Origin of the sequence: Hartmannibacter diazotrophicus (genome assembly GCF_900231165.1) — a bacterium.
Taxonomy (GTDB): domain Bacteria; phylum Pseudomonadota; class Alphaproteobacteria; order Rhizobiales; family Pleomorphomonadaceae; genus Hartmannibacter; species Hartmannibacter diazotrophicus.
The window spans coordinates 3646424-3659167 of the sequence record NZ_LT960614.1; the positions used below are offsets into that span (position 1 = coordinate 3646424).

The window sequence follows — 12744 nt, forward strand, 5'->3', positions numbered from 1 at the left end:
TCGTCCGTCACATACGTTTCGTTTTGTCCACGTCGGAAAGGCAAGGTGTCAGGCCACTCAATTGTCACTCAGTCCGACATCGCAGCTCCTTGAGCTGCCAGAGGGGCCCGGCCTGATAAAAACGTAAGTGTATTCGCGGATCATCCGTTTCAAGGCCGCAGTGAAAATTTTTTGTGAGGCGCACTCGCGGAAGGATGACGGGCTTTCATGGCAGGCGACCATGCCCATCATTCAGCCCCGGCCTGCCGAAATTGAGGGCTTCGCGAATTCGATTTTCCGGGTTAGCATTCTCGAGTCGTCAACGTATTGAAAGGAGGTGATCCAGTGTCTCATTGTCATAATCCGCAGGTGCTGGGCACCTCGGCTGAGAACGTCGCCTTCAGGGGGCGTTCTAGCTGAGGGTTTTGCCCCCGCTTTGCGGATGGCAATGGAAGGGCTGCCCGGGCGGGCGGCCCTTCTTGCGTTTTGGGCTCGCACCCGACGTCATCCGCAAGCAGCCATAAGCCGTAGAAGCCTTCGCAGGCCCGCCGCTCCAGAAGCGCCCCGGGCCGGATCGGCGATGGACCGGAGGGGCGCATGCGATCGGCGGAATGGTTGAGGGACAGCGTCACACCCGCCGATCCGCTGCAGCGGGCAAGCCATCGCCTGTCGCTCGCCATTGCCGCCAACAAGCCGTTCTATCCGTTTTATTTCGTCTTCATGGTCGGCGACGACGCATGGGCGTCGCTTTGGACCATGCTGTCGATGCCCATTTTTCTGACAATTCCACTCCTCGGCCGCCGATGGCCGACCTTGGCGCGCGTGCTGGTGCCACTCATTGGCATGGTCGACACGATCTTCATCACCAAGCTTTTCGGCGAGGCGTCAGGCACGGAGCTTTTCCTTGCGCCCTGCGTCATGATCGCCGCCCTCTCCTTCCGCCACCGGGAACGCCATTGGGCGGTGGGTCTGGCCGGCTTCGCCTTCGTCGCCTTCGCAGTTCTCCACGGCCGCTTCGGCGAGCCGCTTGCCGAACTCGATCCGCAGGCGTTGCATCGCCTCTTTGAGCTCAACGCCTACAGCGTCGCGTCCCTCCTCTTCCTGGTGACATGGCTTTTCGCCGGCCAGGCCGAAGCGTCGGGCACTGCCCGCAGGACGTGAAAAATTCCGCAGCCCCCTGCTGAGCAAGACCTTTTGCATGCGCCCGCCTATCGTTAAGCTCGGACCACCTGCCCGACCCATCCGAGGTATCTCATGGAACGCCTGCCCGTCATCGACCTCTCCCCGCTCGTCACCGCGGCGCCGCAGGCCCGCAACGCGGCGCTCAAGGCTGTCGCCGATGCGATCGGCGCGGCGGCGCGCGGTCCGGGCTTCTTCTACGTCACCGGCCACGGCATCCCGGATGACCTGATCGAGGCGGTCTTCGGCCGGTCAGCCGATTTCTTCGCCCTCCCCCGCGAGGACAAGGCACCGCTTTCGATCGAGAAATCGCCGCACAATCGCGGCTACGTCGGCCTGCTCGGCGAAAAGCTCGACACCGCCAAACCCGCCGACCTCAAGGAGGCCTTCAACATCGGCCTCGACCTTGCGCCCGACGATCCGCGAATCGAACGCGGCGAACCCTTCCGCGGCGTCAACGTCTGGCCGCAGGATCCGGCCTTCCGCGAGACGATGCTTGCCTATTATGAGGCCGCCTGGAATGTCGGGCGCCTGCTGCACCGGGCGATCGCCATCGATCTCGGCATGCCGGAGGACTTCTTCGAGGACAAGCTCGACCAGCCGATGGCCGTCCTGCGCCTGCTTCATTATCCGCCCCATCCCGCGGGCGCGGAGGAAGGCCAGCTTGGCGCCGGCGAGCACACCGACTACGGCAACATCACCCTGCTGATGACCGACGATGTCGGCGGGCTGGAAGTGCGCCGGCGCGATGGCACCTGGCTGAAGGCCCCGCCCATGCCCGGCAACTTCGTCTGCAACATCGGCGACTGCCTGATGCGCTGGACCAACGACGTCTATGTCTCGACGCCCCACCGCGTTCTCAACAGTGGCGGTCGCGAGCGCTACTCGGTCGCCTTCTTCCTCGACCCCAACCCGGACGCGGACGTGGCCTGCCTGCCGACCTGTCTCGAAGCCGGATCGACTGCAAAATACCCACCTGTCACGGGTGCCGACTATCTCAAGCAACGCCTTGATGCGACATACGATTTCCGCAAGAAAGTGACGACCTGATTGTCCGTGGCGGCATCGCATGCCGCCACGATATGCAGCCCTGACGGCCATATTGCTTAAATTTCGACCAGATGGAGCGCAGTTGTATGCAATTGCGCGATTGAATGACGCGGAGCACGCCGCATTTGGGCTTTTCTCTCGCGGGTCCAGCGTCCGCACTTTTCCTTAATTCATTGATTTCACTTTTGTTAACGAATCGCCCCTGCGACGAGAAGTGAACTGGCACGCGCCTTGCGGATTAGTCCCCGAACAAAGGGCTCATGCCTTCGGACGCAGATCCGCCAGAAGCCCCACGAAGAAGAAAAAGGCACAGCCATCACAAAGACAGGCCGCCGGCGTCGAATCCGTCTTTTCGCGGCCTTCAAGGGGGTTTTCATCATGGTTTTCAAGAATCTGGATCGCCGCTCCTTCATGAAGGGCTCCGCCGCGGGTCTTCTCGGCCTCAGCGCCGGCACCCTGCTGACGCGCCCGGCCTTCGCCGCCGACCTCACCGTCGGCATTCTCTACGTCGGCCCGCGTGACGACTTCGGCTGGAACCAGGCGCACGCCGTCGCCGCGGCGGCGCTGAAGGAAGTGCCCGGCGTCACGGTCGTCGAGGAAGAGAACGTGCCCGAGACGGTCGCGGTCTCGCAGTCGATGGAATCCATGATCAACCTCGACGGCGCCTCGCTGATCTTCGCCACCTCCTTCGGCTACTACAAGCCCTTCGTGCTGGAGATGGCCGCCAAGTATCCCGACGTCCAGTTCCGCCACGCCGCCCCGCTCTGGACGCCGGACGACCCGAAGAACGCCGGCAGCTACTTCGGCTATCTCGACCAGGCCCATTATGTCGACGGCATCGCCGCTGGTCTCTCGACGACCTCTAACAAGCTCGGCTTCGTCGCCGCCAAGCCGATCGGCACCGTCCTGCGCAACATCAACTCCTTCGCGCTCGGCGTGAAGAAGACCAACCCCGCTGCCACCGTGCAGGTGATCTTCACTGGCGAATGGTCGATGCCGGTCCGCGAGGCGGAAGCCGCCAACGCGCTGATTGACGCCGGCTGCGACGTGCTGACCTGCCATGTGGACAGCCCCAAGGTCGTGATCGAGACCGCCGAGGGACGCGGCATCAAGTGCTGCGGCCACAATGCCTCGCAGGCCCCGCTCGCCCCGAAGGGCTTCATCACCGGCGCCGAATACAAGTGGTCGACGATCTACAAGGACTACGCCGCCAAGCTCGCGGCCGGCGAGGCCCTGCCGAACTTCATCGGCGGCGGCTTCGACAAGGACTTCGTCCAGTCGACGCCCTATGGCGCCGGCGCGTCCGAAGCTGCCATCGCGGCGGCAGACGCTGCCCGCGAGGAGGTCAAGTCCGGCAAGCCGATCTTCGTCGGCCCGATCAACAAGCAGGACGGCTCGGTTCTGGTCGCGGGTGGCGCCACCCTCGACAACTACGATCCCTCCCTCGACCAGACCGACTACCTCATCGAGGGCGTCGTCGGCTCGATCTCGTGAGGGGAAATCCGTCCTTCCACGGCTGATGCCACGCGTTTCCCTCTCCCCGGCGGGGAGAGGGTGCCCGGAGGGCGGGTGAGGGGGAATACGAAATCCCGTCCGGACGCCCGGGCGGGGTCGATCCCGCTCCCCTCATCCGGCTGCTCCGCAGCCACCTTCTCCCCGCCGGGGAGAAGGGATTTCGCGCCTCTTCGCAGTTTGTCACCTGAAGGAAGGGTCAGCCATGGCAGAGGTTTCCATGCAGCCAGAGGTACAGCAGGGTGTCGCATTGAGCGAATTTCTCGATCGCTTCAGGCGCTCCTCGGAATTCGTGGTGATCCCGCTGCTGGCGCTGCTGGTTTCGGCGCTCGCCTTCTCCATCTTCCTGCTTCTGGTCGGCAAGTCGCCGATCGACTTCTACTCGCTGGTCTGGAAGGGCGGCTTCGGCACGTCGTTCTCCTGGCAGAACACGCTGGTGCGCGCCTCCCCGCTCATCTTCACCGCGCTCTGCGTCGCCATTCCCGCTCGCCTCGGCATGACCGTGATCGGCGGCGAAGGCGCCCTCATCCTCGGCGGCTTCGCAGCCGCCTCGATCGCGATCCCGCTGGTGCCCTGGGCGCCCAACTTTCTCGTCATGCCGGTCATGTTCGTGGCGGCGGCCATCGCGGGCGGCCTCTGGATCGGCTTCGTCGGCTGGCTGCGCCACTATCGCGGCATCAACGAGACGATCTCCTCGCTGCTTCTCTTCTATATCGCCACGTCGATCCTCAACTTCTTCGTCGAGGGGCCGCTGCGCGATCCCTCCGACCCGAACAAGCCGTCGACCATGCCGATCGGTCCCGACAACATGATCGGCCCGATGCCCGGCACCTCGGTCCACTGGGGCCTTGCCTTCGGCATCGTCGCCTGCATCGCGGTGTGGGTCCTGATGAACCGCACCACCTTCGGCTTTGCCGCCCGCCTCACCGGCGGCAATGTCCGCGCGGCGCAGGGCCAAGGCCTGCCGGTTGGCAAGCTGGTCGTCGTCTCCTGTGCCCTTGCCGGCGCGCTTGCCGGTCTTGCCGGCTACTTCGAGGTCGCCGCCATCCACGGCAAGGCCAACGCCTCGCTGATTGCCGGCTACGGCTTCACCGGCATCCTCGTCTCGTTCCTTGCCCGCCATAATCCGCTCGCGATTATCCCGGTCGCGATCATGCTTGGCGGCATCGCCGCCTCCGGCGGCCTCGTCCAGCGCCGCATGGACCTGCCGGACGCCACCGTGCTCGTGCTGCAAGGCATGATGTTCGTGATCCTGCTCGTCAGCGAAACGATGTACGGGCGCCTTGGCATCTTCAAACCGAAGGGAGTGAAGTGATGGGTGACGACGCCGGCCTTTCCACCGTCCTCTTCGCGATGATCGCGGGTGCGATCCGCGTCTCCACGCCCTTCCTCTTCGTCAGCCTCGGCGAATGCCTCACGGAGAAATCGGGCCGCATCAACCTCGGGCTTGAAGGCACGCTCGTCTTCGGCGCGATGACGGGCTACGCGATCTCCTACGAGACCGGCTCGCCCTGGCTCGGCGTTTTCGTTGCCGGCCTCGCCGGCACCCTCTTTGGCGCGATGCACGGCTACATCTGCAAGCTGCCGAAGGTGAACGACATCGCCATTGGCATCGCCATGATGCTCTTCGGCACCGGCCTCGCCTTCTTCTTCGGCAAGGCCTACATCCAGCCTGCCGCGCCGCGCCTGTCCTCGATCTCGCTCGGCGACTGGTCCGACAATCCGCAGGTCCGGCAGGCCCTCGAGGTCAATCCGCTCTTCCTGATCGGCATCGCGCTCGCCGTCCTGCTCTGGTGGGGCCTGAAGAACACGCGCCTCGGACTCGTCATCCGCACGACCGGCGACAGCGCCCCGGCGGCGCTGGCCCTCGGCGTCAACGTCGATCTCGTGCGCTTTCTGACGACCTCCTTCGGCGGCTTTCTCGCCGGCGTCGGCGGCGCCTTCCTCTCACTCTACTATCCGGGAAGCTGGACGGAGGGCCTTTCCTCCGGTCAGGGCCTCATGGCCGTCGCGCTCGTCATCTTCGCCCGCTGGAACCCGCTCGCCTGCTTCGGCGCGGCCCTCCTCTTCGGGGCCGCCGGTGCGCTCGGGCCGGCGCTCCAGTCGATCGGCATCTCGCGCGGCTATCACTTCTTCAACGCCGCGCCCTACCTGATGACCCTTCTCATCATGATCGTCTCGATTTCGCCGAAGCGCTCGCTCAAGGGCGCGCCGGGCGAACTGTCGATCACGAAATAACCTACAAGGATCCGGGAGTATCGCCATGAACGGTCTTGGAGGACTGAACAAGTCGCCGAACGGCGTCGTCATCGGCCTCGTGCAGCTGCAGTTGCCCGTCGTCGCGACGCCGGACGATCTTGCCGCCCAGACGGCGCGGATCGTCGAGATGGTCGGCAAGGCCCGCCGCAATCTGGGCACCATGGACCTCGTCGTCTTCCCCGAATACGCCTTGCACGGTCTCTCCATGGACACCAATCCGGACATCATGTGCCGGATGGACGGACCGGAAGTCGCCGCCTTCAAGAAGGCCTGCATCGACAACCGGATCTGGGGCTGCTTCTCCATCATGGAGTACAATCCGGACGGCAATCCCTGGAACACGGGCCTCGTCATCGACGATCAGGGCGAGGTGAAGCTCTATTACCGCAAGCTCCATCCCTGGGTGCCGGTCGAACCGTGGGAGCCGGGCGATCTCGGCATTCCGGTGATCGAGGGGCCGAAGGGCTGCAAGCTCGCCCTCATCATCTGCCACGACGGCATGTTCCCCGAGATGGCGCGCGAATGCGCCTACAAGGGCGCCGAGATCATGCTGCGCACCGCCGGCTACACCGCCCCGATCCGCGATAGCTGGCGCTTCACCAATCAGGCCAACGCCTTCCAGAACCTGATGGTGACCGCCAATGTCTGCATGTGCGGCTCCGACGGCAGCTTCGATTCCATGGGCGAGGGCATGATCGTCAATTTCGATGGTCAGGTGATCGCCCACGGCACCACGGGCCGAGCCGACGAAATCATCACCGCCGAAGTGCGCCCCGATCTGGTCCGTGAAGCGCGCATCCACTGGGGCGTTGAGAACAACATCTACCAGTTCGGCCATCGCGGCTACGTGGCGGTCAAGGGCGGCGCGCAGGACTGCCCCTACACCTTCATGACCGACATGGTCGCCGGCAAATACCGCCTGCCCTGGGAGGACGAGGTGGTCCACACCGACGGCACCTCCTGCGGTTTCGACGCCCCGACGCGGGTCTATGGCGAAAAGGCGCATAAAGATGCGGCTGAGTAAGGCCATGGACGGTCAGGCAGGAGGGATCCACCGATGACCGACACCCTCGACGAACGGGTCGATGCCGCCATGGTGCCGGGCGGGCGCACAATCGCCTCCGATCCCTACCTCTGGCCCTTCGATGGCGACCTGCGGCCGGAGAACACGGCCATCGTCGTCATCGACATGCAGATCGACTTCTGCGCGCCCGGCGGCTACGTCGATTCCATGGGCTATGACATCTCGCTCACCCGCGCGCCGATCGAGCCCATCGCTAATCTCCTGAGCGTCGCCCGTGAAAAGGGCTTCACCGTCATCCACACCCGCGAGGGTCACAAGCCCGACCTCTCCGACCTTCCCGCCAACAAGCGCTGGCGCTCGCAGCGCATCGGCGCCGGCATCGGCGACCAGGGGCCTTGCGGACGTATCCTGGTGCGCGGCGAGCCCGGCTGGGAAATCATCCCGGAGCTTCAGCCCATCGCCGGCGAGCCGATCATCGACAAGCCCGGCAAGGGCACCTTCCTTGCCACCGACTTCGACCTCGTCCTCCAGACCAAGCGCATCCGCAACATCGTGCTGGCGGGCGTGACGACGGACGTCTGCGTCCACACGACGATGCGCGACGCCAACGACCGCGGCTACGAGTGCCTGCTTCTGTCCGACTGCACCGCCGCCACCAAGCTCGAAAACCACCTTGCCGCGCTCGACATGGTCAAGATGCAGGGCGGCGTCTTCGGCGCTGTCGCCACCTCCATCGATTTCATCAACGGGATTTCCTGACGTGCGTGAAGCCATTGTCCATCGTCTGTCCATGCGCGCGCCCGATGATGTGGCGCCGCTTCTGGCTGCGATCGGCGAAGGCACCATCCGGCCCGAGGGGATCGTCGGCATCCTCGGCAAGACCGAGGGCAACGGCTGCGTCAACGACTTCACCCGCGCCTTCGCCATCCGTGCCCTGCGCGACGCGCTCGCGCCCCATGTCGGCGCCGAGAGGCTCGACGAAATTTCCATGGTGATGTCCGGCGGCACCGAAGGCGCGCTCAGCCCCCACATGCTGGTGCTGGAACGCCGCGAAAACGGCAGCGGCCCCTCCCCGGCCCTTGCCATCGGCTCGACCCGGACCGCAGACCTTGCCTTCGAGCATCTCGGCCGCCGCGAGCAGGTCCTGATGGTCGCTGATGGCGTCCGCGCCGCAATGGCCGACGCCGGCTTCACCGACCCCGCCGACGTCCATTTCGTCCAGATCAAGTGCCCGCTGCTCACCGCCGAGCGCATTGCCGAGGCCGAGGCGCGCGGCGCAAGCGTCGCGACACGCGACACGCTGAAATCCATGGGCCTTTCGCGCGGCGCATCGGCGCTTGGCGTTGCCCTCGCCCTCGGCGAGATCGACGAAACATCCATCGGCAATGACGTCATCGGACGCGACATGTCGGTCTTCTCGTCAAGGGCCTCGACCTCCGGCGGCGTCGAACTCCTCGATCATGAAATCGTCGTTCTCGGCATGAGCGATGAGTGGTGCGGCGACCTCGTCGTCGACCATGCCGTGATGGTCGACCAGATCGACGCCGAGTCGGTGCGCGCCAGCCTGATGCGCCTCGGCTTCTCGGGCAACGGCCAGATCGCCGCCGCCGAACGTCCGCGCCTGAAGGCACTGCTCGCCAAGGCCGAAGCCGGGTCCACCGGCTCCCTGCGCGGCCATCGCCACACCATGCTCGACGACAGCGACATCTCCTCCACGCGCCACGCCCGTGCCTTCGTGGCCGGAGTGCTCGCGGGCCTTGTCGGCCATTCGGAGATCTTCGTCTCCGGCGGTGCGGAGCATCAGGGGCCGGACGGCGGCGGCCCGGTGGCGCTCATCGCATCACGGCCGGACGACGGCATATCCATCACAACGGGAAGGGCTTGATCATGACGGCAGTGGCGACAGCTCCCATCGAGGCCCCGCAATCGCGCGCGATCGGCCTCGAAACGATCGGCATGACGAAGATCTTCGGCTCGCTCGTCGCCCTCGACGACGTTTCGATCAACGTCAGGCCGGGCTCCTTCCACGCCCTTCTTGGCGAGAACGGCGCCGGCAAGTCGACCCTCGTCAAATGCATCATGGGCTTCTATCAGCCGACGCGCGGCACGGTGCTGGTCAACGGCACCGAGACCGAGATCGCCAACCCGAAGATCGCCCGCGATCTCGGCATCGGCATGGTCTACCAGCACTTCACCCTGGTGCCCTCGCTGACGGCGACGGAAAACCTCGTCATCGCTCGCGCCGATGTCCCCGCCGTCATCGACTGGAAGAAGGAGCGCCAGTCGCTCGACGCGCTCTTCGACAAGATGCCCTTCCGTGTGCCGCTGAACGTGCCCGTCTCCTCGCTCGCCGCCGGTGAAAAGCAGAAGCTCGAAATCCTCAAGCAGCTCTATCTCGACCAGAAATTCCTGATCCTCGACGAGCCGACCTCGGTGCTCACCCCCGGCGAGGCCGACGAGATCCTCGGCCTCCTGCGCACCATGACCGACGCAGGCGACCTCACCATCCTGATGATCAGCCACAAGTTCCGCGAGGTGACCGCCTTCGCCGACGAATTCACCGTCCTTCGCCGGGGCCAGCGCGTCGGCGGCGGCATGACCGGGCAGGTCTCCGTGCAGGAAATGTCGAAGATGATGATCGGCGACATGAAGCTGCGCGAGCAGGCCGCCCGCAAGGAATTCACCGGCCAGCCCGTCGTGCTCGATCTCGCCGGCATCTGCGCCGATGGCGACGACGGCCTGCCGGCGGTTTCCGCAGTCAATCTCAAGGTCCACGCAGGCGAGATCGTGGGCATCGCGGGCGTATCGGGCAACGGCCAGTCCGAACTGATCGAAACGCTGTCCGGCCAGCGCGAGCTTTCCGACGGCCGCTTCTTCGTCCACGACAAACCTTACGAGCCGATGCGCCAGCAGATGGCCAAGCTCAAGGTCTTCGGCCTGCCGGAAGAGCCTCTGCGCAACGCCGCCGTGCCCAAGATGTCGGTGGCCGAGAACCTCGCCTTCCGCTCCTTCGACCAGCCGCCGATTTCCAAGGGTCGGGGCTGGATGTCCCCCGGCCCGATGCGTGCCAAGGCCCGCGAACTGATCGCGTCCTACCGGGTCAAGACGCCCTCGCCCGACGAACCGATCCAGAATCTCTCCGGCGGCAACGTCCAGCGCGCGATCCTTGCCCGTGAACTCTCGACCGACGTCGACGTCCTCATCGTCGCCAACCCCTGCTTCGGCCTCGACTTCGCCTCCATCGCGGAAATCCGCGGCCAGATCATGGACCAGCGCAACCGGGGCGCAGCCGTCCTTCTCGTCTCCGAGGACCTCGACGAGATCCTGGAGCTTGCCGACCGCGTCGCCGTGATGTCGGAGGGCCAGATCACCTACGTCGCCAGGACCACCGAGACCGACCGCAACACCATCGGCCAGGCCATGGCCGGCCATCACTGACGGGAGCACCCATGATCACCGTCGACGCCAAGCCCTTCGCCTACTCCTTCCCCGAGGACAAGGTGGCGCTCATCGTCATCGACATGCAGCGCGATTTCATCGAGCCCGGCGGCTTCGGCGAAACGCTCGGCAACAATGTCGCGCTGCTGCAGGCGATCCTTCCGGGCGTCGCAGGCCTGCTGAAGGTCTTCCGCGACAACGGCTGGCCCGTGATCCACACCCGCGAGGGCCACAAGCCCGATCTGTCCGACTGTCCGCCCGCCAAGCGCCTTCGCGGAAACCCGAGCCTGCGCATCGGCGACGACGGTCCGATGGGCCGCATCCTGATCCACGGCTCACCGGGCCACGACATCGTCGCCGAATGCGCCGCCATCGAGGGCGAATACGTCGTCGACAAGCCCGGCAAGGGCGCCTTCTACGCCACGGAACTTGGGGAGATCCTGAAGAAACATGGCATTACCCATCTGATCTTTGCCGGCGTGACGACGGAAGTCTGCGTCCAGACGACAATGCGCGAGGCCAACGACCGGGGCTACGAGAACCTCCTGATCGAGGACGCGACCGAGAGCTATTTTCCCGAATTCAAGGCGGCCGCGATGGAGATGATCCGGGCGCAAGGTGCTATCGTCGGCTGGACCGCGCCCCTTGCGAGTCTTGAGGACGCGGTTGCGAAGACAGAATCAAGAATTGCGGAGAGTGCAGGATGACCGAGGACTTCGACGTCGAAGCCTATGTGGACATGATGGCCCGAGTAATGGGGATCGAGATCGCCCCCGAATGGAAGCCGACCGTGGTGGCCAACATGGTCAACACCCGTAAGATCGCCGCGTTCGTCAACGAGTTCCCGCTCGAGATGCACGTTGAGCCTGCCTCCGTCTTCGAGGCCTGATCCGATGTCCATGGACCTTCTGCACCAGTCCGGCGCCGAGATCGCCTCTGCCGTCAAGCGCCGCGAGGTTTCGGCCCGCGACATCGCGATCCGCGCCATCGAGACCGTTTCCGCCATCGACGAAAAGCTTCATGCCTTCACCGACGTCACCGCCGACCGTGCGCTGGCCGAGGCCGATGCGGTGGACGCAATGATTGCCAAGGGCCAGGCACCCGTGCTCGCCGGCGTTCCCTATGCGGTGAAGAACCTCTACGACATCGAGGGCGTCACGACCCGCGCCGGCTCGAGGATCAATCGCGATAATCCCCCCGCCGCGGCCGACGCCACGCTGATCTCGAAGCTGAAGACCGCCGGCGCGCTGCTGATCGGCGGGCTCAACATGGGCGAATACGCCTATGACTTCACCGGCGAGAACATCCACGACGGCAATGCGCTGAACCCGCACGATCCCGGCCGCATGTCGGGTGGCTCCTCCGGCGGCTCGGGCACGGCGGTCGCCTCGGGCATGGTCCCGGTCGCGCTCGGGTCCGACACGAACGGCTCGATCCGCGTCCCGGCGTCCTTCTGCGGTCTCTTCGGCCTGAAGCCGACCTTCGGTCGCCTTTCCCGCGTCAACACCTTCCCCTTCGTCGCCAATCTGGACCATCTCGGCCCGATGGCGCGCTCGGCCGAGGATCTGGCGCTCGTCTTCGACGCCATGCAGGGCCACGATCCGCTCGACCACTGGCAGGCGAAGAAGCCGATTCTGCCGACGGTCTCCGAATTGAAGCGGGGAACGGACGGCCTGCGCATCGCCGTTGCGGGGGACTATTTCCGCAAGCGCCAGATGCCGGAGGCGAGCGCCGCCGTCGATCTCGTCGCCAAGGCGCTCGGGGCCACAGAGGAGGTCGTCATTCCCGAGGCGCTGCGCGCGCGTTCGGCCGCCTATGTCATCACCAACGCCGAGTCCTCGGGCCTGCACCTGAAGCAGCTTCAGGCACGCGCCGCCGACTATGATCCCGACACCCGCGATCGCTTCATCGCTGGCGCCTTCGTGCCGGGGGCCTGGGTGGTCGCGGCCCATCGCTTCCGGACGTGGTTCCGCGAGGAAATGCGCAAGATGTTCGAGACGGTGGATGTGATCCTCGCTCCGGCGACGCCGTTCCACGCGCCGAAGTCCGGCACCAAGACCGTCGTTCTCGACGGCGAGGAACTGCCGGCCCGCGCCAACATCGGCATCTTCACCCAGCCGATCTCCTTCATCGGCCTTCCGGTGGTCGCCGTGCCTGTCTGGCTCGATGGCGCCAAGCTACCGATCGGCGTCCAGGTCATTGCGCCTGCCTGGCGCGAGGACATCGCCCTGCGCGTCGCCCACCAGTTGCAGATGGACGGCATCGCCCGGGCGCCTGTGGCCATGATCGCATAGGAAGGCCCG

Annotated in this window: 12 protein-coding genes; all 12 read left to right on the forward strand. The window is 65.3% G+C overall.

Annotated elements, in window-relative coordinates:
- Nucleotides 1-576 precede the first annotated feature (576 nt).
- The 12 genes from HDIA_RS17015 to HDIA_RS17070 all read left to right on the forward strand — a co-directional run bounded on the left by HDIA_RS17015 (nucleotide 577) and on the right by HDIA_RS17070 (nucleotide 12735).
- Nucleotides 577-1140, forward strand: a complete 564-nt coding sequence (locus tag HDIA_RS17015; protein WP_099557249.1) for a hypothetical protein — start codon at nucleotides 577-579, stop codon at nucleotides 1138-1140.
- Nucleotides 1141-1233: 93 nt separating this feature from the next.
- Nucleotides 1234-2208 (forward strand): isopenicillin N synthase family dioxygenase, encoded by a 975-nt coding sequence (locus HDIA_RS17020; RefSeq protein WP_099557250.1) that lies wholly within the window; start codon nucleotides 1234-1236, stop codon nucleotides 2206-2208.
- A 378-nt stretch (nucleotides 2209-2586) separates the two neighbouring features.
- On the forward strand, nucleotides 2587-3702 hold the full coding sequence (locus tag HDIA_RS17025) for a BMP family ABC transporter substrate-binding protein (RefSeq protein ID WP_099557251.1): 1116 nt from the start codon (nucleotides 2587-2589) through the stop codon (nucleotides 3700-3702).
- Between the two features lie 223 nt (nucleotides 3703-3925).
- Nucleotides 3926-5035, forward strand: a complete 1110-nt coding sequence (locus HDIA_RS17030; protein ID WP_099557252.1) for an ABC transporter permease — start codon at nucleotides 3926-3928, stop codon at nucleotides 5033-5035.
- Complete coding sequence (locus tag HDIA_RS17035) at nucleotides 5035-5958, forward strand: ABC transporter permease (protein ID WP_099557253.1); 924 nt, start codon at nucleotides 5035-5037, stop codon at nucleotides 5956-5958. The genes HDIA_RS17030 and HDIA_RS17035 overlap by 1 nt, the downstream gene beginning before the upstream one ends.
- 25 nt (nucleotides 5959-5983) lie before the next feature.
- Nucleotides 5984-7003, forward strand: coding sequence for a formamidase (locus HDIA_RS17040; RefSeq protein ID WP_099557254.1), 1020 nt, complete (start codon nucleotides 5984-5986; stop codon nucleotides 7001-7003).
- A 33-nt stretch (nucleotides 7004-7036) separates the two neighbouring features.
- Nucleotides 7037-7762, forward strand: a complete 726-nt coding sequence (gene biuH / locus HDIA_RS17045; protein WP_425432902.1) for a biuret amidohydrolase — start codon at nucleotides 7037-7039, stop codon at nucleotides 7760-7762.
- 31 nt (nucleotides 7763-7793) lie between these two features.
- Nucleotides 7794-8888 (forward strand): cyanuric acid amidohydrolase, encoded by a 1095-nt coding sequence (atzD, locus tag HDIA_RS17050; RefSeq protein WP_099558968.1) that lies wholly within the window; start codon nucleotides 7794-7796, stop codon nucleotides 8886-8888.
- Between the two features lie 2 nt (nucleotides 8889-8890).
- The gene (locus HDIA_RS17055) at nucleotides 8891-10441 is read left to right on the forward strand and encodes an ABC transporter ATP-binding protein (RefSeq protein WP_197708042.1); all 1551 of its coding nucleotides are present in this window, start codon (nucleotides 8891-8893) and stop codon (nucleotides 10439-10441) included.
- An 11-nt stretch (nucleotides 10442-10452) separates the two neighbouring features.
- Nucleotides 10453-11148: a cysteine hydrolase family protein gene (locus HDIA_RS17060; RefSeq protein WP_099557255.1), complete on the forward strand. Its 696-nt coding sequence runs from the start codon at nucleotides 10453-10455 to the stop codon at nucleotides 11146-11148.
- Nucleotides 11145-11330 carry a DUF4089 domain-containing protein gene (locus tag HDIA_RS17065; RefSeq protein WP_099557256.1) on the forward strand — a complete coding sequence of 62 codons (186 nt, stop codon included), beginning with the start codon at nucleotides 11145-11147 and terminating at the stop codon, nucleotides 11328-11330. Before HDIA_RS17060 ends, HDIA_RS17065 begins: the two co-directional genes overlap by 4 nt.
- A 4-nt stretch (nucleotides 11331-11334) precedes the next feature.
- On the forward strand, nucleotides 11335-12735 hold the full coding sequence (locus tag HDIA_RS17070; protein ID WP_099557257.1) for an AtzE family amidohydrolase: 1401 nt from the start codon (nucleotides 11335-11337) through the stop codon (nucleotides 12733-12735).
- Nucleotides 12736-12744: the final 9 nt, after the last annotated feature.